The 20,942-nt window shown below is 38.2% G+C and carries 20 protein-coding genes; 9 read left to right on the top strand and 11 right to left on the bottom strand.

Annotated elements, in window-relative coordinates:
* Positions 1-42 precede the first annotated feature (42 nt).
* Positions 43-816, bottom strand: coding sequence for a Cof-type HAD-IIB family hydrolase (locus M2M59_RS04310; protein ID WP_249775625.1), 774 nt, complete (start codon positions 814-816; stop codon positions 43-45).
* A gap of 269 nt (positions 817-1,085) precedes the next feature.
* Here M2M59_RS04310 and M2M59_RS04305 point away from each other — a divergent pair, with 269 nt between their 5' ends.
* Both M2M59_RS04305 and rnjA read left to right on the top strand, forming a co-directional pair.
* Complete coding sequence (locus tag M2M59_RS04305; RefSeq protein WP_066785028.1) at positions 1,086-1,295, top strand: DNA-dependent RNA polymerase subunit epsilon; 210 nt, start codon at positions 1,086-1,088, stop codon at positions 1,293-1,295.
* Between the two features lie 3 nt (positions 1,296-1,298).
* Positions 1,299-2,966, top strand: a complete 1,668-nt coding sequence (gene rnjA, locus M2M59_RS04300; RefSeq protein WP_147194377.1) for a ribonuclease J1 — start codon at positions 1,299-1,301, stop codon at positions 2,964-2,966.
* Positions 2,967-3,014: 48 nt separating this feature from the next.
* Here the strand turns inward: rnjA and M2M59_RS04295 are convergent, their stop codons facing one another.
* The 6 genes from M2M59_RS04295 to aceA all read right to left on the bottom strand — a co-directional run bounded on the left by M2M59_RS04295 (position 3,015) and on the right by aceA (position 8,533).
* The gene (locus M2M59_RS04295; RefSeq protein ID WP_066785017.1) at positions 3,015-3,674 is read right to left on the bottom strand and encodes a potassium channel family protein; all 660 of its coding nucleotides are present in this window, start codon (positions 3,672-3,674) and stop codon (positions 3,015-3,017) included.
* Between the two features lie 196 nt (positions 3,675-3,870).
* Complete coding sequence (locus M2M59_RS04290) at positions 3,871-4,326, bottom strand: TlpA disulfide reductase family protein (protein ID WP_249775624.1); 456 nt, start codon at positions 4,324-4,326, stop codon at positions 3,871-3,873.
* 78 nt (positions 4,327-4,404) lie between these two features.
* Complete coding sequence (locus M2M59_RS04285; RefSeq protein WP_066785011.1) at positions 4,405-4,953, bottom strand: peroxiredoxin; 549 nt, start codon at positions 4,951-4,953, stop codon at positions 4,405-4,407.
* A gap of 339 nt (positions 4,954-5,292) precedes the next feature.
* Positions 5,293-5,415, bottom strand: a complete 123-nt coding sequence (locus M2M59_RS04280; RefSeq protein WP_249775623.1) for a YhfH family protein — start codon at positions 5,413-5,415, stop codon at positions 5,293-5,295.
* Between the two features lie 34 nt (positions 5,416-5,449).
* Complete coding sequence (gene aceB / locus M2M59_RS04275) at positions 5,450-7,051, bottom strand: malate synthase A (RefSeq protein WP_249775622.1); 1,602 nt, start codon at positions 7,049-7,051, stop codon at positions 5,450-5,452.
* 192 nt (positions 7,052-7,243) lie between these two features.
* The gene (aceA, locus tag M2M59_RS04270) at positions 7,244-8,533 is read right to left on the bottom strand and encodes an isocitrate lyase (protein ID WP_147194383.1); all 1,290 of its coding nucleotides are present in this window, start codon (positions 8,531-8,533) and stop codon (positions 7,244-7,246) included.
* 166 nt (positions 8,534-8,699) lie between these two features.
* Between aceA and M2M59_RS04265 the strand changes: the two genes are divergently transcribed.
* A complete protein-coding gene (locus M2M59_RS04265) occupies positions 8,700-9,371 on the top strand; it encodes a LytR/AlgR family response regulator transcription factor (RefSeq protein WP_249775621.1) in 672 nt (223 codons plus the stop codon).
* A 52-nt stretch (positions 9,372-9,423) separates the two neighbouring features.
* Here the strand turns inward: M2M59_RS04265 and M2M59_RS04260 are convergent, their stop codons facing one another.
* Complete coding sequence (locus M2M59_RS04260; RefSeq protein WP_249775620.1) at positions 9,424-11,565, bottom strand: M28 family peptidase; 2,142 nt, start codon at positions 11,563-11,565, stop codon at positions 9,424-9,426.
* Between the two features lie 473 nt (positions 11,566-12,038).
* On the opposite strand from M2M59_RS04260, the gene M2M59_RS04255 reads away from it, so the two are divergent.
* From M2M59_RS04255 to M2M59_RS04230, 6 genes are all read left to right on the top strand, one after another.
* The gene (locus M2M59_RS04255) at positions 12,039-12,581 is read left to right on the top strand and encodes a helix-turn-helix domain-containing protein (RefSeq protein WP_066784997.1); all 543 of its coding nucleotides are present in this window, start codon (positions 12,039-12,041) and stop codon (positions 12,579-12,581) included.
* Positions 12,582-12,597: 16 nt separating this feature from the next.
* Positions 12,598-13,701, top strand: coding sequence for an ABC transporter ATP-binding protein (locus M2M59_RS04250; protein WP_249775619.1), 1,104 nt, complete (start codon positions 12,598-12,600; stop codon positions 13,699-13,701).
* On the top strand, positions 13,694-14,515 hold the full coding sequence (locus M2M59_RS04245; RefSeq protein WP_147194394.1) for an ABC transporter permease: 822 nt from the start codon (positions 13,694-13,696) through the stop codon (positions 14,513-14,515). The genes M2M59_RS04250 and M2M59_RS04245 overlap by 8 nt, the downstream gene beginning before the upstream one ends.
* Entirely contained in the window at positions 14,499-15,293 is a 795-nt protein-coding gene (locus M2M59_RS04240; protein WP_066784988.1) for an ABC transporter permease, read from the top strand. Before M2M59_RS04245 ends, M2M59_RS04240 begins: the two co-directional genes overlap by 17 nt.
* Positions 15,290-16,363, top strand: a complete 1,074-nt coding sequence (locus tag M2M59_RS04235; protein WP_147194398.1) for an ABC transporter substrate-binding protein — start codon at positions 15,290-15,292, stop codon at positions 16,361-16,363. Before M2M59_RS04240 ends, M2M59_RS04235 begins: the two co-directional genes overlap by 4 nt.
* 443 nt (positions 16,364-16,806) lie before the next feature.
* Entirely contained in the window at positions 16,807-17,979 is a 1,173-nt protein-coding gene (locus tag M2M59_RS04230; RefSeq protein WP_147194401.1) for an MFS transporter, read from the top strand.
* Positions 17,980-18,071: 92 nt separating this feature from the next.
* Here M2M59_RS04230 and M2M59_RS04225 read toward each other — a convergent pair whose 3' ends face one another.
* The 3 genes from M2M59_RS04225 to M2M59_RS04215 are packed head-to-tail and all read right to left on the bottom strand — an operon-like array spanning position 18,072 to position 20,872.
* Positions 18,072-19,199 carry an N-acetyldiaminopimelate deacetylase gene (locus tag M2M59_RS04225; protein WP_147194403.1) on the bottom strand — a complete coding sequence of 376 codons (1,128 nt, stop codon included), beginning with the start codon at positions 19,197-19,199 and terminating at the stop codon, positions 18,072-18,074.
* 14 nt (positions 19,200-19,213) lie between these two features.
* The gene (gene dapD / locus M2M59_RS04220; protein ID WP_147194407.1) at positions 19,214-19,927 is read right to left on the bottom strand and encodes a 2,3,4,5-tetrahydropyridine-2,6-dicarboxylate N-acetyltransferase; all 714 of its coding nucleotides are present in this window, start codon (positions 19,925-19,927) and stop codon (positions 19,214-19,216) included.
* 51 nt (positions 19,928-19,978) lie between these two features.
* Positions 19,979-20,872 carry a transcriptional regulator CcpC gene (locus M2M59_RS04215; protein WP_066791831.1) on the bottom strand — a complete coding sequence of 298 codons (894 nt, stop codon included), beginning with the start codon at positions 20,870-20,872 and terminating at the stop codon, positions 19,979-19,981.
* Between the last annotated feature and the right edge of the window lie 70 nt (positions 20,873-20,942).

Below are 20,942 nucleotides of genomic sequence, written 5' to 3'. Positions count from 1 at the left end.
AAAAAACGGACTTGATGAACCTTCATCAAGTCCGTTTTTCATTTACCATAATCCCAGTTTTTTCATGGCTTTAGATAAACCATCGTCATCCACATGATCTGTAACAAACGTCGCTGCTTCTTTAGCTTTCGGATGCCCATTTCCCATCGCTACGCTTGTCCCTGCTGCTTGCAGCATTTCCACGTCATTTAATCCATCTCCAAATGCAATGGCATCTTCTATTTCAAATGCAGTATGCTTTAAAAATTGCTGAATGCCATATGCTTTTGAAACATCTTTATTTATTACATCAACTGAAAACTCATGCCAACGAATCAATTTCAGCTCAGGAAATAGGTTTGCATATCGTTCCTCCCCATGCTCGTCAACATACAATAATATTTGATACGTATTGGATTGTTTATAATATTCAGCGTCCACTTCCGGCATAGGATAGAATAAGGAATCCATGCTTGTACGTACTTTGACATCGTCCTTAGCTGCTGATGTCATCCTCGCATCATCCAAAAATACAACAGGATTATTCTCTTCCTCTGCTTGGACCACCAGTTTCTCCACTATCTCCATGGGAATCGGTCTTTCAGATATCACTTTTCCTTTATAAACGACATACTGCCCGTTAAAGCTTATAAATGAATTTAGGCCAAGCTCCTCTAATACAGGTTTTAGGAAGAACGGAGAGCGACCTGTCGCAATGACGGCTTCATGTCCGTTTTCCTCAGCTTTTTTGATTGCCTCAAATGTTGCAGGGGGCAATTTTTTCTCCGAATTGTATAACGTACCATCAATATCAAAAAATAAAATTTTCTTATCCACTTGTTAATCCCAACCTTTCTGTCTGTTAAGTGAATTTTCTTTACATTTTCTTTTTAAATGAATATAATAGGGGCAAGGAGTGATCTGCCATGTTCAAACGTCTTAAAAAACAATTGTTGAAAAGGCTTCGTGGCTTGCTCGAGAAAAAAACGATCGCTTAAAGTTATGTTGCCCTTCATATTTTGAAGGGCTTTTCTTTATTTTAGTTTACCTACGTGCTAATATAAAGGAAATGAATTTATTTTGAACGTGTTAAAGGAGAGCAAACAATGATTTATAAAGTATATTATCAAGAAAATATCCTTGAAGTGCCTGTTCGCGAAAACACTAAAAGCTTGTATATTGAAGCTGATGAAGTGCGCGAAGTCCGCGAGAAGCTTCAAGGCCGCGGTTATAACATCGAGTATATCCAATCGCTTGAAGGAAACTACTTGGAATATGAAAAAGCAAGCGAAGATTTCAAATTGGAGAATATCTAATTAATGAAATTCGTCAAAAATGACCAAACTGCAGTTTTCGCACTCGGCGGACTGGGCGAAATCGGCAAAAATACGTATGCTGTTCAATTTCAAGACGAAATAATCTTGATTGATGCCGGCATTAAATTTCCAGAAGACGATTTACTAGGGATTGATTATGTAATTCCCGATTATACCTATCTTGTTCGAAATGTCGATAAAATTAAAGGGTTATTTATTACCCATGGTCATGAAGACCATATCGGCGGCGTTCCATATTTACTTCGCCAAATTAATGTCCCTGTATATGGAGGCAAATTGGCGCTTGGGTTGTTGCGCAATAAGTTGGACGAGCATGGATTGCTTCGCCAAACAAAGCTAATTGAAATCCAGGAAGATGATGTCATCAAATTCCGCAAAACTTCAGTAAGCTTCTTTAGAACAACGCATAGTATCCCAGATGCATACGGGATTGTAGTCAAGACACCACCTGGCAATATCGTGCATACGGGTGACTTTAAATTTGATTTCACGCCAGTTGGCGAACCAGCAAACTTGACAAAAATGGCTGAAATCGGGCGCGATGGCGTTTTATGTTTACTGTCCGACAGTACTAATGCCGAACGTCCTGAATTTACTATGTCGGAACGCAAAGTTGGCGAAAGCATCGATGAAATTTTACGCAAAGTAGAATCTCGCATTATTTTCGCAACATTTGCTTCTAATATCCACCGTTTAAAGCAAGTGACAGATGCTGCTGCTAAACATGGCCGCAAAGTCGCTGTATTTGGACGTAGTATGGACAATGCCATTAACATTGGCCGTGAGCTTGGTTATATTACTGCACCAAAAGAAACCTTTGTAGATGCACAAACATTAAATCGCCTTCCTGCCAATGAAGTGATGATTTTATGTACCGGAAGCCAAGGTGAACCAATGGCTGCATTATCACGAATTGCTAACGGTACGCACCGTCAAATTCAAATACAGCCTGGAGACACTGTTGTGTTCTCTTCTTCACCGATTCCTGGTAATACAACCAGTGTAAATAAGATTATCAACTTATTGTACCGCGCTGGAGCTGAAGTTATTCATGGATCATTGAATAACATCCATACTTCTGGTCATGGCTCACAGCAAGAACAAAAGTTAATGCTGCGTTTAATTAAGCCAAAATTCTTTATGCCAATTCATGGTGAATACCGCATGTTGCGTATGCATGGAGACTTGGCAGAAGACTGCGATGTACCAGCAGATAATATCTTTATCATGGAAAATGGTGAGGTATTGGCATTAAGTGCTAATGAAGCTCATGTTGCAGGACGGATACCATCAGGAGCAGTTTATATTGATGGAAATGGTATTGGAGATATCGGCAATATTGTTTTGCGCGATAGACGAATTTTATCAGAAGAAGGTCTTGTTATTGTGGTCGTTAGCGTAGACATGCAGCTACAAAAAATGGTAGCAGGCCCTGATATTATTTCACGCGGTTTCGTTTATATGAGAGAGTCTGGTTCGATGATTAATGAAGCACAGCAAATGTTAAGCAAACACTTGCAACAGCTCTTAATTGAAAAAACACCTCAATGGACGGAATTAAAGAATGAAATTACTGATCTTCTAGAGCCATACCTATTTGAAAAAACAAAACGGCGCCCAATGATTTTGCCGATTATTATGGAAGTATAATAGATTATAACAAGGCCTCCAATACTTAATTGGAGGCCTTGTTTTCGCTTAATTCAGCATTTTCTTCTCAAAGCGGCTTATATCATCGTCTTCTCCGATGACAATTAATATATCACCTTCATGTATAACATCCTCTGCTTGAGGTGATACGATAATTTCTTTTTCCCTTTTAATAGCTACAATGTTGATGCCGTACCGTGCACGAATATCTAATCCTATAATGGTATGGCCTTCAAGTAGATGATTTGCCTTTATCTCCATAATCGAGTGTTCATCGGACAACTCTAAGTAATCCAAGACATTATTAGACATCATATTGTTAGCAATCCGAATGCCCATATCACGTTCTGGGTGTACCACGTGATCAGCGCCAATCTTCCGTAGCACTTTTTCATGATAGTCATTCTGCGCTTTTACTGTAATTTTTTGCACACCAATTTCTTTTAAAATTAATGTCGTTAGGATACTCGATTGAATATCATCGCCAATGGCTACAATAACATGTTCAAAATTACGTATACCTAATGATTTAAGTACAGATTCGTCTGTTGTATCTGCTACAACTGCTTGAGTAGCAATTGACGCAAACTCATCTACACGCTCTTGTTGCTTATCGATGGCCATTACATCTGCATCTTGCTGAACAAGCTCTTGAACAATACTACCTCCAAAACGGCCTAATCCAATCACAACAAATTCTTTCTTCATGCCAAATACCTCCGATTTCCCAGCACTTCCTACAAGGTTCTGTATCCATTTTAACAAACAACGTAAAAACATGCTCAGGAAATTTTCATTCTCTCCAATACTACCTACTCTACATTTTGAGCTGTATCCTTGTTCTCATTTACAGAAAAAGGCAGCTGTCTGTACATTAGCTGTACAAACAACTGCCTCCGAATGCTTATTCAGCATTTCTTACTTCATCAAGTACACGATTGACACGTTTTTCAAGCATTTTCATGCCGCTACCACCAGCTTGGAAGTGGCGTAGCTTACCGTCTTTATCGAATACATAGTAAGCTGGAACGTATTGATTTTCAAAAGCATCTGTTAATTTCATATCACTGTCTACAAAAATAGGTTGAGTGATACCATGTTCGTTAGCTACCTCTTTGATTTCTCCTAAATCTAGGTCTTTCTCAGAGCGTGGCATATGAACTGCAATAACATTTAGCTCATCTTTATATTGATCACGGAAGTTGTTTACATCCGGCATAGCTTCCTTGCATAAATGACAGCTAATAGACCAGAAATGAATAAGTGTTGGTTTATCACCCACTAGCTCACTTTTTGTCACTTGGCCATTTAACCAAGCTGTTTCGCCTTGTAATTCAGGCATATGTGCTCGTAATTTCATGCTATTCACCTCTTCATTTAGTTAACATCTGTTTAAAAAAGGGACCTAACATTTGTTAGTCCCTTCGCTTTGCAATGCTTAGCCTTTCAACGTAGCATCGCCAGGACGCCAGTTTGCTGGGCAAAGACCGCCAGTTTGCAATGCTTGAAGCACACGCAATGTTTCGTCTACATCACGGCCAATGTTGTTGTGGTTTACAACTTGGTATTGTAGTTCGCCTTCTGGGTTAATAATGTATAGGCCGCGCAATGCAACACCTTCATCTTCAATAAGCACGCCATAGTCACGTGATACACGTTGGTTGTGGTCTGCAGCTAATGGGAATTTCAACTCGCCGATACCATTTTGGCTGCGGTCAGTGTTGATCCATGCTAAGTGTGTATGAACTGTATCAGTTGAAACGCCGATTACTTCAGCATCTAAATCTTCAAATTCGTCGTAACGGTCTGACATTGAAGTGATTTCAGTAGGACATACGAATGTAAAGTCCATTGGATAGAAGAATAGAACTGTCCATTTGTCATTTTTCATGTTTTCTTCTAAGCTTACTGTGCCAAATTCTTTATTAGGCATTACTGCTTGCATTTCGAATACTGGTGCTTGTTTTGCTACCATACGTTCTGCCATGATAAATCCCTCCAAAAGTTAATATAAATGTAAGTAGCTTATTGCTACGATCCACATTCTACAATAACAAATAATACTATTAAACGCAAAGGTTTCATGGTATATTTTGAATATTTGATTATTCCTTTTCCCATATTACGAGCTGAAACAAGTTTTCTTAAAGTCATCGGGAAATACCAATTTATGCTATTCCCTTATTATAAGTTGTACTGCTTCTCTGCCACTTCTATGCGAGGCATAAAAAATGTCCCCATCATTATATGAGGACACGGAAATATTGTTATTCGATTGAATGCCAAAATTCATAATCCATCCTTTGTCTCAAGCATTTCTCTATCTTTATTCCTCTTTCGCTCCTAAACACCGTTCACACTCATATAATGTGGATTCTACTTGTTCCACTATTTCACAACCACATTCTAAGCAAAGCTTCGGATACTTTTGAGTGTTTTTGTTTTTCATTAGATCTCCTCCTTAAAAAGTTTTATTCCCTTTATCAAATAGACTGATAGCTTGGAATCGTTAGAAATTCTTCAAATGTATCTTGGAGAATTAAACTCTTGAAAATGTCTGTAGCCTTGTCTAATCGGCTTTGCACATAATTCTCTTCACCGAGTTGATTTTTTAAAATCGAAACTTCTTCTTCTAAAATTTTTTGTACATAATGCGCTTCTATTTTTTGTCCATCGATTGTATTTCCTTTTTCATGTCGTATCCATTGCCATATTTGCGTACGCGAGATTTCAGCAGTTGCTGCATCTTCCATCATATTATAAATCGGCACAGCGCCATTCCCCCGAAGCCAAGATGCAATATACTGAACGCCAACACTACAGTTGAGCCGTACTCCTTCTTCTGTAATGGAACCTATTGGCACTTCTAATAAGTCCGCTGCTGTTACGTGCACATCATTTCGTTTACGATGAATTTGATTAGGTGTCTTCATATAGTAATCAAATTGCTCCATTGCCACTTGCACTAAGCCTGGATGCGCCACCCATGTTCCATCATGACCATCCTTTGCTTCTCTTATCTTATCCTCTCGTACTTTTTCGAACGCTAATTCATTCGCTTGTGGATTGTCTTTAATAGGGATTTGGGCAGCCATGCCACCCATGGCTGGCGCATTGCGCTTATGACATGTGTGAATACATAATTGCGTATAAGCTCTCATAAATGGCGAATTCATGGTTACTTGGCTTCTATCTGGCAAAATGACTTCATGATGGTTACGTAATCGCTTAATATAACTAAAAATATAATCCCATCTGCCGCAATTTAAGCCGGCAGAATGCTCTTTTAATTCATATAATATCTCATCCATTTCAAAGGCTGCTGTAATGGTTTCAATCAGGACTGTTGCTTTTATTGTCCCTTTTGCTAGCTCCATGTACTTCTCTGAGTAATTAAAGATATCATTCCATAACCTTGCTTCCAAATGGCTTTCAAGTTTCGGCAAATAGAAATATGGACCTGTGCCTTGAGCAATTAACTCTTTTGCATTATGGAAGAAGTATAATCCGAAATCAAAGAAGCTCCCTGCCACAGGCTCACCATCGATCTCTATATGCCTTTCTTCCATATGCAATCCTCTTGGTCTTACGATTAATGTAGCCACCTTGTCATTTAATCGATAAACTTTCCCGTTTGAAGGTTGTGAATAAGAAATAGTTTTTCGTATGGCATCAAACAGATTCACTTGGCCGTCAATCATATTTTCCCATGTGGGTGAAGTAGCATCTTCAAAACATGCCATAAATAATTTAGCTCCTGAATTTAGCGCATTAATGACCATTTTCCGTGATACTGGGCCTGTAATTTCCACACGACGATCCTGTAAATCTTCAGGTAATGGTGCAATTTCCCATGTGCTTTCACGAATTGATTTTGTTTCCTCTAAAAAATCTAGTGTGCCTCCGGCATCTAATTGACGTTGCCGCTCTAGCCGAAAATGTAATAATTCTAAGCGGCGCTGATTGAACTGACGATGCAAAGACGAAATAAACCGAAGTGCTTCTGCTGACAGAATTTGTTTTGTAGAATCGTTTACTAGTCCAGTAATGTTGATGGATGAAGTGACTGTTTGTTGGATACTCATTTGCAACAACCCTTTCTTATTTTCATTTAAATGCTTGCCATCATTGCGCGATAAAGTGAAACTCCATTCAGTGGGGGGTTTTTATCCCCTACTGAGTGTTAGTTGAACCAATCGGGCTTTTACGGGCAGTTAACCCCCACGTAAACTTCTCCGTTACATACTTACGTTTTGAAGTGGGGGTCTTACTGCCCGTTAATGCGGGATAAATTGAGCTGTTTCAGTAGAACCCTCCATCGCTGTTGTAGATGATGTCCCTCCTGAAATAACCTGAGATACTTCATCAAAGTAGCCCGTACCCACTTCACGTTGATGTTTAGTTGCTGTATATCCATCACGTTCGCTTGAAAATTCTTCTTGTTGAAGTTTTGAATAGGCAGCCATTCCGTTGTTTTTATAATCAACCGCTAGTTTAAACATGCTGTGATTCAACGAATGGAACCCTGCTAATGTAACAAATTGGAATTTATATCCCATTTTCGCCAACTCTTTTTGATACTTAGCAATCGTCTCCTCATCTAAATTTGCTTTCCAATTAAAGGATGGTGAACAATTGTATGCAAGCATTTTCCCTGGATATTGTGCATGGATGGCCTCTGCAAATTGTCTTGCTTCCTCTAAATCCGGCTTAGATGTTTCACACCATATTAAATCGGCATAAGGAGCATAAGCTAGGCCTCGCTCAATCGCCTGATCGATTCCAGCATATGTGCGGAAAAATCCCTCTGGTGTTCGCTCGCCTGTTAAAAATTTAGCATCTCGCGGATCAATATCACTCGTGACCATATCCGCAGCATCTGCATCTGTCCGGGCGATTAGGATAGTCGGTACTCCGCATACATCCGCAGCTAATCGTGCAGCGACTAAATTTCGTATAGCATTTTGTGTGGGAAGCAATACTTTACCGCCTAAATGGCCACATTTCTTTTCAGATGCTAATTGGTCCTCTAAATGCACACCTGCTGCCCCTGCTTCAATCATCCCTTTTATTAACTCAAAAACATTTAGTGGTCCTCCAAATCCTGCTTCTGCGTCGGCAATAATCGGAGCAAACCAATCAAAGCTGTCTTCTCGTCCTTCAACTCCATCAATTTGGTCTGCTCTTTGCAATGCTTGATTGATACGTTTGACCACTTGCGGCACTGAATTAGCGGGATACAAGGATTGATCAGGATACATTTGCCCAGATAAATTGGCATCTGCTGCTACTTGCCAACCACTAAGATAGATAGCTTGTAAACCAGCTTTTACTTGTTGTACTGCCTGATTGCCGGTCAATGCACCTAGCGCATTAATATAGTCTTCTTGCTGCAGTGTGTCCCACAAACGTTTTGCGCCTTTTTCAGCTAACGTATGCTGAATGTCTACTGAACCCCGAAGCTTGATTACCTCTTCCGCACTATACGGACGTTTAATGTCTTGCCATCTTTCATCGTTTGCCCAGCTCTTTTCAAGTTTCTCAATTTGTTTTTGCCTTGTTGTCATTTGAATCACACCTTCCGACTTTTTATTATTTTACTGTTGCACAACAGATTAAGTTGTTATAATGTAATATATAACAGTAATGCTTTTTTGTATTATTTTTTGGATAAAATGCAACTATTTAGCGATGAAACATTGTTTTTGCATGACAAACAAGGGGGCTTTGGATGTGAGAGATAATGACATCTCGTTTTTATCAAAAAATGTAGCGGAACAGTATTATAATCTGATGAGTGATTGGTTGCCTGAGGAATCTTCAGTAGCAATAGCAGTAGGCGATACGTACGTTTATTTTAATGGCTGCCAAAAACTTCAATTATTTAATGGCAAAAAAGTAGAGTCTGGAAGTATAGTAGAACGCGTCATGAAAGAAAAAAGAAAAATTGAGGAGTTAATGAACGAAGCTTTTTTAGAAAAACCTTTTTATGGGATTGGTTACCCAATTACTTTAATGGGTGAAGCTGCTGTGTTATTGGTAATATTATCTCCCCTTTATCAAGAGATAAAAAATGATCCAATCCGTTTTATAACAGGCAAACAACAAGATGAATGGGTGTTAGTTCCAATTGAAAAAATTACACATTTCGAGAGCTTAAATAAAAAGAATTGGTGTTACACAGATGGTAAGCAGTATACAGTAAGCACAACATTGAAGAACCTTCAGAAAAAGCTGCCGAAAGATTTTCTTCGTATCCACAGATCTTATATAATCAATATCCACGCGATCGATCGTATCACCCGTGATTTTTCCTCCAATTTAATAATCCATATGGAAGATGGAACTGGACTTCCAGTTAGTCAAACCTACTTAAATGAAGTAAAACGCTTACTGGATATATAACTCATAAAAACCCCGCAAAAATAGTTTCTGCTTTTGCGGGGTCTTGTGTTCATTATTTGATTTTTTCCAACTCAGCTTTCAATTGCTGTACATCATGATTTTCTTCTTTTACTGTCTTTTTCAGCAACGAAACTTCATTTTCTAATGCTTTTTGTAATTCTTTTGTTTCTGCATCTAAATTAGCTTTTGGCTTCTTGCTTTTTTCTTGAAGTGCTGAAATGACATCATATAAGTCTTCATGGCCCATCACTCTGCCCGCTCCCCACATTAAACGGTCTGCAGGCTGGTTCATTACATAATCTGTAAAGTAATGATATGTTTCTTTATCAAAGTCGTAGGCATACCAGTTATTATCAACGGCAAACAAGTAGTCATCAAGGGCTTTTTGAGCTTTCCCCTTCTCTATTGCTTTAATGGCAGCAGATAAGTTTTCAATATTATTTTGCGCATGTTCGTGAGGGAAAATAGGTTCATCCTCCCATGTTAAACGAACAAATTGATCTTGCGCCAATTTAAATGTGTGAAGTAACTTACTGTTTACATCACGACTTTCTTTATATAATTTCGCAGCTTTTTTATCTTCGCCTGCTTGTAGCGCTTTTGCATACGCACTATTTATTTCGTTTACCTTTTTATTTGCCTGTTTTGCAGTGCTAATGGCTTCATCAATCGTACTAATGAGTGTGTCGCTTGAAACATTCGAGTCTTTTAATACATCCTGCTTCAATGTCTTCTTCATTTCTTCTAAACGTGTTGTGAAATTTAACGGCGATACAGCTGTTTGATCATATTGCATAGTCAATAATCCATATAAATTCATATTAAATTGGAGTGCTTTAATATTATTTGTTTTTTCATTATCGAATTGTGAGTGGTAATGTGTATGCATAAACTCACTATCCTGAAAATCATTACGCAATGCTGGAACACCAGCTAACGAGAATGAAAAATCATCAGACCACGTACGGAGTGGCGCCACTACAGAAATCCCTTTTTTATAAACACCTTTGACTGTCGGTACAGTTTTAGCAAATTTCGTAAGGAAGTCTTTGTATTCATATACTGCTCGGATTTCATTTGTCTTGGTATGTTCATATGCAGGTAACTCAAAATTCAAATTGGCAATCGCCTTGCCTACCCATTCAGGATGAACACGGAAGATTTGATTGTAGGCACCTGTAGACCAGTCGTATCTTGTATTGCTTACTCCCCATTCTTCCGCAGCTAATGCATTAAAAATGATAGTTTTTTGGGGTTTATAGCCACTATCTACTAATCCTTTTGCAATCCCCATCAATAATCCTATGGACGCATTATCATCTTGGAATCCATCAAAATAGGAATCATAGTGTCCTGATAAAATTACATATGAATCCGGGTCTTTCCCTTCAATTTTCCCGTAGTAATTATATGTCTTCTGATCTTTTTTCACTGTGGATTTGGCATCAAAATCAACCTGTAATTTATTGTGTTGTTTTTTTAATGCTGCTTTTAATAATGCAGCGTCATTTTGCGACATAGAAAATGCAGGAGCATCATCAGGCCCACAAATATCCTGTGCATTTAAGGCATTTCCATCTACTTCTGCATATCCCTTGCTTTGTACTGCAATGACAGCAGCAGCTCCTTTTAAATGTGCTTGATATGTTGGATAATTAATCCACCAATCCTCGCGCTGATTAATATCTATAAGAACTAGCTTACCTTTAACATCAAGATTCTCTAAATCAGCCGCTGTCCCTCTGTTGGCATACACAACATCAAAAGTTTTAGGTCCTTTCGTATCAAAGTTCGTTTGATATCCGCCAAGAACAGCCAAATGTGTTTTTCCTTTGGCATCTGTAAACTTCAGATCTGCTTTTTTAAAGGTCCAGCTATCGACTGTAATCTCATCTTTCGAAACATCCGTAAGCCCGATTTTTTTCATTTCATTTGCTATTTTCTTACCTGTTTGCAATTCAGCAGTTGATCCAGCTGTTCGATAGCCTAGCTTCTCATTTGTTTTAAATTGCTCTAAACTTTTCGCAAATTCATACGAATAATTTGCGTCTGCTAGCTTTACATAGCTCTTCGAATCTGTTGTTTCCACTGCTTTCTTTTGTTTTTCCTCTGTACTATTTTTCTCCGGCGTACATGCCACCAATGTAGTTGCGATCAGCGAAATCGCCAATGCACCACCTAAAAATCTTTTCATCAACCACATTCCTTTCCACTAAATTTACTTTGTTCATAGGAATCTTTATTCCCTAATTGCGAGAAAATTCAATCACACTTTTGCTAATCTAGCGTAATCAATTTTTTTCACAAAAATTATTAAATGATAACTTTCAACAAATAGCAATTACTTTTTTTATCAAAAACTTTTATTCTTTCCTTTTATTTCTTATGTAAATGCAATAATTGATACAGTAAAAAAATGTTAGTGTTAAATGCTTGAGGGTAAAGGATTAGTGTCAGTCTATTAAATTATTTGATAAAGAATATTATTTTAGAAAAAAAGGTTGAAAAATATGTCCTATTTTGTATAATAGAATACGTTTCACTAAACTAAAAGTTTTGTCTTAGTAAACTTGTGTTACTTAAAGTTCACCATAAGTAAACTTCCAATAAATGAAAATATAACTCTTTACTAAAGAAAATACTGAAAATAGAGGAGGAATGCATTTGATGCAGATAGGCAAAAAAATCAAACGCCTGCGACTGAAAAAAGGTTTGACGCAAGAAGAACTAGGCGAAAGAACCGATTTGAGCAAGGGCTATATATCCCAGGTAGAAAGGGATTTAAACTCCCCCTCTATTGAAACGCTATTTGACTTACTAGAAGTATTGGGTTCTACCCCAAAAGAATTTTTTGATGATGAAATTGAAGACCAAAATGTTGTCTATACAGACGAAGAGCATACGACTTTTACAGATGACAAGAAGGGGTATTATTTAAAATGGTTAATCCCCACTTCAAATGAAAAAGAAATCGAGCCAGTGATGATTGTTTTTGAAGAGAATGGCGAATTCAAAAAGTTTGAGCCTTCCTTGTCTGAAACATTTATCTATGTACTATCTGGTCGGGTAAAACTGGTTTTAGGCAAACAAGAATTCGTTGCTTCACAAGGCAGCTCTATTTACTTCGATGCTTCTAACCACCATCAGTTGTTCAACGACTTTGCAGGTAAAACGGAAATTTTACTCGTTGCAACAGAATCTTATTTATAGCTTAGGGGGACCCCAGATGTCGGAAAATGCAATTATCCGCTTTGAAAATGTTTCAAAATCATTCAGTGATGGCACTGTAGTGCTAAAAGATATAAGCTTTGAAATGGAACGAGGCAAGTTCTATACACTCTTAGGGCCATCTGGCTGTGGGAAAACAACAATTCTCCGTCTCATCGCAGGTTTTATGGAACCTACCAATGGTGCAATCTATTTCAATGGTAAAACAATCAATAATGTGCCAGCCAATGAACGCCAAGTCAATACCGTTTTCCAAGACTACGCACTATTCCCTCACCTTAATGTGTTTGAAAATGTGGCGTTTGGTTTGCGTATTAAGAAAGTAAAAAATGAAGAAATCACCAGAAGAGTAGAAGAAGCATTAAGGTTTGTCAATTTAGCAGGTTATAGCCAACGTGAAATCTACGAAATGTCTGGTGGCCAAAGACAACGTGTTGCCATAGCACGCGCTATCGTAAATGATCCAGAAATCATTTTATTAGATGAGCCTTTATCTGCCCTAGATTTAAAACTGCGCACAGAAATGCAATATGAATTGCGCGAATTACAGCAGCGTTTAGGCAAGACCTTTGTATTTGTCACTCATGACCAAGAAGAAGCACTAGCCATGTCAGACGAAATCTTTGTCTTACATGAAGGCCAAATCGAGCAAAGTGGATCACCTGTGGATATCTACGATGAACCAATCAATCGTTTTGTCGCTGATTTCGTCGGCGAATCAAACATCGTGCCAGGTACAATGATTCGAGATTTTGAGGTTACGTTTGCAGGTAAGACTTTTGAATGTGTAGACCAAGGCTTGAACGCCAACGAAAATGTAGATATCGTCATTCGACCTGAAGATTTAGAGATCACAGATGTAGAGCGTGGAAAGCTTGTTGTAACAGTTGATACCCAATTATTCCGCGGCGTTCATTATGAGCTCTCTACCTATGACCAAGATGGGAATGAGTGGCTTGTACATTCATTGAAAAAAGCTGATGTTGGTGCAAAAATCGGCTTAGATTTCGACCCTGAAGCTATTCACGTTATGCGTTTAAATGAATCAGAAGAAGACTTCGATAAAAGACTTGAATCTTACGGAGAAGAAAATAATGCGTAGAAAAGGGAATTTATTATCACTAATCCCCTACTATATTTGGATTCTATTTTTCGTTATTGCACCGATCCTTTTAATTGTTTATTATTCGCTTCTTGATCTACATGGCCATTTCACAATCAACAACTATCGAAATTTCTTGACTAGCGTTTATTTGAAAATGACCTTGAGTTCGTTCTGGTATGCATTTCTCATCACGCTGTTCTCCTTAATTATTTCTTATCCAGCTGCTTATTTAATTACAAAGTTAAAATATAAGCAGTTATGGCTTATCCTGATTATTATTCCTTCTTGGATTAATCTTCTATTGAAAACCTATGCCTTTATTGGCATCTTTGGCAACAAAGGTCCAATCAACGCTTTCGTTAAAGCAATTGGACTTCCAAATCAGCAAATTCTTTTTACTGATTTTGCCTTTGTTTTTGTATCTGTGTATATTTTTATACCGTTCATGATTCTGCCGATCTTTAATGCATTAGATAAGTTAAATCCTGCATTAATTGACGCATCACGAGATTTAGGCGCTTCGAAAATCACTACTTTCAGAAGAGTTATCATTCCGTTGACCATGAACGGCGTTAAAGCAGGTGTACAGGCTGTCTTTATACCGGCACTTTCATTGTTCATGATTACAAGACTGATTGCAGGTAACCGTGTGATTACGCTTGGTACAGCAATCGAAGAGCAATTCTTAACAACACAAAACTGGGGTATGGGTTCAACCATCTCAGTATTCTTGATACTCTTTATGTTTATTATTATGTTGCTGACAGGTGAACGGAAGAAAGGAGTGGCGCGTAATGGAAAAGCTAAATAAACGATCGAAATTGTATTTGGCGCTTGTCTTTGTCATTCTATATGCGCCTATCCTTTTTCTTGTCTTCTATTCGTTCAATAGCGGCGATTCAATGACCAACTTTAAATCATTCACCTTTGCCCATTACAAAGAAGTTTTCCAAGATTCTAGGTTAATCGTTATTTTAATCAATACAGTAGTTATTGCTTTGTTATCTGCATTGATTGCTACGATCATTGGAACTCTCGGATCTATTGGCATTGTTTCTATTAAAAATAGAAAAATGCGCAATACCGTTCTTTCATTGAATAATATCCTGATTGTGAGCCCTGATGTTATTATTGGTGCTTCATTCTTGATCCTCTTTACAATGGCTGGGATTAAACTTGGCTTTATGTCCGTCTTATTATCACATGCAGCATTTAGTATCCCGATCGTTGTGCTAATGGTATTACCAAAATTGCATGAAATGAGTTCATCTTTAATTGATGCAGCGCTTGATTTAGGTGCAAGCCGACGCGATATTTTAACCCGTGTTATATTGCCTTATGTTAAGCCGGGTATCTTTGCTGGATTCTTTATGGCTTTAACCTATTCCTTAGATGATTTTGCTGTCACATTCTTTGTTACAGGAAATGGCTTCAGCACACTCTCTGTTGAGATTTATTCAATGGCTCGTGCAGGCGTTTCGTTAACTGTCAACGCACTCTCAGGTTTAGTATTCTTTGTCACATTGCTCCTTGTATTAGGTTATTACTTTATTACAAAACGCCAAACAAGATCGGGGGCTCATAAATGAAATCTTTGATACGAGCATCGATTGGCATTTTACTTGTATGCGGAATATTAATGTATACTTCACATGCAATGGATGCTACTTCCGGAAAATCCGGGAAAGATATTTTAACTATCTACAACTGGGGAGAATATATTGACCCTGCTTTAATTAAGAAATTTGAAAAGCAAACAGGCATCAATGTTATTTATGAAACGTTTGATTCAAATGAAGCCATGATGACGAAAATCGAACAAGGCGGAACGAATTATGATATTGCCGTTCCTTCTGAATATACGGTTGAACAAATGAGAGAACGCCACTTGCTTAAAAAAATTGATCACAAGCAAATCCCTAATTTAAAATATATTGAACCAGATTTTCTACATCTGGCTTTTGATAAAAAGAATCAATATTCGATTCCTTATTTTTGGGGTACTGTAGGGGTTGTTTATAATAAGAAACTTTTAAAAGACAAGAAATTTGATAGCTGGGATGACCTTTGGGATCCATCACTAAAAGGCAAGGTTATTTTAGTAGATAGCGCCAGAGAAGTAATTGGTGTTGGTCTAAATAGTATCGGTCAATCACTGAATACAACAGATTCTACTGTTTTGCAGAAAGCGACTAATAAACTAATTCGCATGGCGCCAAACGTGAAAGCGGTCATCGGTGATGAGGTAACTCAATTAATGATCAATGGGGACGCGGAAGTAGCCCTCACTTGGTCTGGTCAAGCGGCTGATATGATGTCTGAAAATGAAGATTTGACATACAGCGTGCCAAAAGAAGGCTCCAATCTATGGTTTGATAATATGGTCATTCCTAAAACATCGAAAAATATAGAGGGTGCCCATAAATTCATCAACTTTATGCTAGATCCAAAAGTAGCTGCTCAAAACTCTGAGTATGTAGGCTATACAACTCCTAATAAAGCCGCATTAAAATTGATGGATCCTGAAATCGTCAATGATACACGCTATTACGTATCAAAAGACGTTCGTGAAAAATTAGAAGTTTATAAAAACCTAGGAAAAGAAAAGATCGGCGAATATAATGAACTTTTCCTACGCTTCAAAATGTCTATACGTTAATGTATTGAAGAAAGAAGCTGAATCAAAAAAGTTTTAGCTAATGAAAAGACCGAACACCTGTGAAATTTAATTTCACGTGTGTTCGGTTCTTCTTTTGTGAAATTTCGTAATGTGTTCCTTGCTGCAGACTTAGCTTTAATCTCCTCATCACTACGATCTACTAAGATTCACAGGACTCGCCGTACGCTCTCTATAGCTCTTAATTTATGTTTCTGAAATTGATTGGCTTATAAGGAGTTATTAATTTTCCCCCTTCTTGTTTCTTAGATGGCATTGGTTAAGTCAGATAAAAAGTAGTCTCCCTAAAATTTTTCCTCCTTCTACTTTTTCTACAGATTACTCTGTTATAAAACAGCTTTCTTGAACACCCTATAGACAAAAGGTATAATTTTGATTAGTATTGTTTTATATTTAGCATCACGAAATAATTAAGGAGAAACTAGATGAATAAAAAAAATAGAATAGCTTTAATTCTTTTAATGGTTAATATGTTTGTCACTATGAGTGCAATTGGTTTAATTATACCTATAATGCCCAACTACTTGAAGGAGTTCGGCGCTAAAGGAGCAGTACTCGGCTTTTTGATTTCTACTATAGCTTTTGCGCAATTTATCTTCTCTCCCATTGCCGGCAGTTTATCAGACAGGCTTGGCAGGAAGAAGCTAATCATCTTCGGCCTATTATTAAATGGGACATGCCAGATTTTATTTGGCCTATCTAATCACTTATGGGAACTATTTGTTTTGCGTTTTCTAATCGGTGTTGGGTCCGCCTTTATCACACCGCCTATCATGGCTTATGCTGCGGATATTACTACACTAGAAGAACGCGGAAAGGCAATGGGGCTTATCGGGGCTGCTATTTCTTTCGGCTTTATGGTCGGACCAGGGATTGGCGGCGCTCTTTCAAATGTAAGCTTACACTTCCCATTCTTTATAGCTGGTATCGCAGCTCTTATCGCAGGAATACTTTCTATCATTTTATTACCCAAAACGACGCCTGCTGTTGAAGCACAACGAAGCGGAAATAATATTTTAAAAGAGATGGCAAATTCCTTTAAAAAGCCATACTTCATATTATTGCTTGTTGTATTTGTCTTCTCATTTGGTATTGCTAATTTCCAAGCTACATTATCAATGTTTTTGACATATAAATTTTCTTTCACTCCTAATGACATCGCCATCATTATGACTGTCGGTGGTTTTGTAGGTGTAATTGTTCAAGGCGTTCTGATCAACAAACTATTTAAACGCTTCGGTGAAATGAAGATCATATTAGTGAGCTTAATTGTAGCTGCTCTTGCTATGCTCGGAATGGTCTTTGTGAGTTTCTACTTCTCTATCTTGCTCGTAGCGACACTTTTCCAAACCGCAACAACCTTAATCAGACCTTCTGTTAATACAATGATTTCGAAGGTAGCGGGTAATGAACAAGGCTATGCGGCAGGTATGAACAATGCATATATGAGTCTTGGAAACATGATTGGTCCTGCACTTGCAGGTACTCTATTGGACATCCATTTGAATACGCCATTTATTTTAGGCGCAATTATTCTAAGTATTTGTTATATCATTACCTTCACATGGAACCGTAAAAAGTTCTCCACTATGATGTAAAAAACGGCACGCAGTTCACTCACTGCGTGCCGTTTTCTAATTTAAAGGCTGTAATTCTATTCTATGCATTTCGTTTACATCCTATAAAATATCTATCTCTTTTTAAAATCTCTTAAAAATTGTTCTACAAAACGGACATTGATGTCCAATAACATTTCATCCGGCTGCAATGATGCATGATGCAGACCATATGGTGAATTTGCGCCAGTCCAAAACATCGCACCAGGAATCTCCTTTAAAAAGAAGCCGAAATCCTCTCCAGTCATGGCAGGCGGACATTCATACGGTGTGGTGCCGGCAACCTTTTCTGCTGTCTCTAGCAATTGCTTTGCACAATAGTCCTCATTGTATACTTGATAGTATGACGACCCATAATCTATGCTTACTTCGCAATCATACGCTATTTCAATTGATTTACAGAGTGCTTCAATACGCTCTTTCATCAAAAGCATCGATTCGGCAGACATGGTACGAATTGTTCCTTCTAATCGAGCATCTTCTGCAATACTATTTTGGACATATCCTGAAACCATTTTACCGATGGTAATAACACCGCTATCTAATGGATTTAAATTTCGACTTACGATGGTTTGTAGCTGCATGATTAAATTAGCTGCTGCTACAGTCATATCCTTTGTATGCTGTGGAAAAGCTGCATGCCCTCCTACACCATGCAAATCAATAAACAGTTCTGATGTATTAGCAAATAACAAGCCTGCTCTTGTCGCAATTGTTCCTACAGGATATTCAGGTGCGATATGAAGCGCAAATAGATAGTCAGGTAATAAATCCTTACGCTCCCTTTCCATCCATTCAAGCATCGGTTTAGCGCCACCCGGTCCTTCCTCTGCAGGCTGGAAATAGATAATGGTCGTATTTATAGGCTGTTGCTCTGAAAAAGCTTTTATAAGCCCTATAGCAATGGCCATATGAAAATCATGACCGCATGCATGCATAAAACCCTGGTGTGTTGATTCATATGGCAAGCCTGTATTCTCTTCGATTGGCAAACCATCTATATCTGCTCGCCAACCTATTTTGAATGAAGGCCTCGTACCCTGGATTGTGAGAATAATACCTGTCTTCCATAGGTCTACTTGAAAATAACTCTTTTTTAACTCTTCTATAATAGCTAATAAGTATTTTTGCGTTTTGTCTTCTTGAAATCCAATTTCAGGAATTCTATGTAAATCCCTTCTTATCTCCACTAAAGACTTCATCGAAATGGCACCTCTTATATTTGTCGAAGATCCTGCATGATTTCAGATTTTGATTTCGTTTTTTCATCGATCTCTTTGATGACACGAGCCGGTGCACCAACTACTACTGTATACGGCGGCACGTCTTTTGTCACGATAGCACCTGCTGCTACTACAGCGCCTTCGCCGATTCGGCATCCCTCTAAAACAACAGCGTTCGCACCTATTAATACATTGTCTTCGACAACTACCGGATCTGCACTAGGTGGTTCAATAACCCCTGCAAGCACCGCTCCAGCTCCTATGTGGCAGTCCTTTCCAACAGTCGCACGACCGCCTAATACGGCATTCATATCAATCATCGTACGGTCGCCGATTTCAGCTCCAATATTAATGACACTGCCCATCATAATAACGACGTTTTGGCCAATTGTCACTTGATCTCTAATGATTGCTCCTGGTTCGATTCGTGCATGGATATCTAACAACTCTAGTGTTGGTACAGCTGAATTTCTTCGGTCATGCTCTACCACATAATCTTCTATCGTCTCTTTATTCTCTTCTAAGGCTTTTTTGATATCTTGCCATTCACCGAAGACAACCGCAGCATCTTTTTCACCAAAGACTTTGCTGTTTTCTCCGAAAGGAATGGAAGTGATATCTTTACCCTTCACATATACTTTTACAGGTGTAGCTTTTTTGGCATTGGCTAAATAAGAGATAATTTGTTCTGCATTCAACTTTTCCATTAGAAACCCCCCTATCAATTTCTACTATTGTACATGATAAAAAGGATAATTTCATTTATTTTTTGAATAATCATACAAACATTCCGCTTGTTTCTTCGCTACCTCCACAAAAGCGGCAACTTGGCGCAATTCGAAAGCAGAATCATATCCGATCAGCCAGGTATCCCTTGTAATATTGAATGCTTCTTCCTGATTTGTGAGAGGAATCCTGTTAACATCCTCTTGTCCCGTGAGTGTAATGGATGGAAGTATGGCATATCCGATACCGTTTAATGCCATTTGCTTGCATGTTTCGATCTGATCGACAATAATCTCATGCTTTGGATTAGATGAAAAATGCCGCTGCCACCATTGCTGTATTTCTTGATAATAATTCGAGTCACTTTTAAATTGTATGAATGGCCGAGTGGTTTTAAATACATCATCCAGCGTTTTTATTTCTGTATCGACTAAATAAAGAGTATCTCGAAATAGATGCTGCTTTTCTCCTTTCCAGTCTGTTTGTCCTCTGACAATGCCGACATGTGCCTCCCCATCATACAGCGCTTTGACAATCTCTGAGCTCCAACCAGTCATTAAGGAAATCTTGGCGTCAGGATATTCGGTCACAAAATCCTTTAATACTTTTGGGAGCCAGGTATGCCCAACGATGGAGGCACAAGCAATTTTTAATGTGCCGTGGACTTTAGAATTTAAGGCTTGTATGGATTCAAAAATTTCTTCTCTCTTTGTAATCATCTCTTCCGCATATTGAATAACTAGCTCGCCTGATGCAGTGGCTGTCAGTCCTTTTTGTGACCGAATAAAAAGCTGGGTACCCCAATCTTTCTCAATCGATTGCAGCCGTTGTGAAAGGGCTGGCTGTGATAAGAATAATCGCTCTGCGGCTTTGCGCATATTGCGCTCCTCTGCTAATACCTTAATAATTTGGGCATCATTGGTCATAGTCATAAATACCACTACTCCTTTTAAAATTCGTCATAATAGTTGTGGATAAAAAAAAGGCCCATGAAAT

The sequence above is a fragment of the Rummeliibacillus sp. G93 genome (assembly GCF_023515935.1).
Lineage (GTDB): Bacteria > Bacillota > Bacilli > Bacillales_A > Planococcaceae > Rummeliibacillus > Rummeliibacillus stabekisii.
The sequence above is the reverse complement of the archived record's forward strand: the minus strand, read 5'-3'. Positions and strand labels throughout refer to the sequence as shown.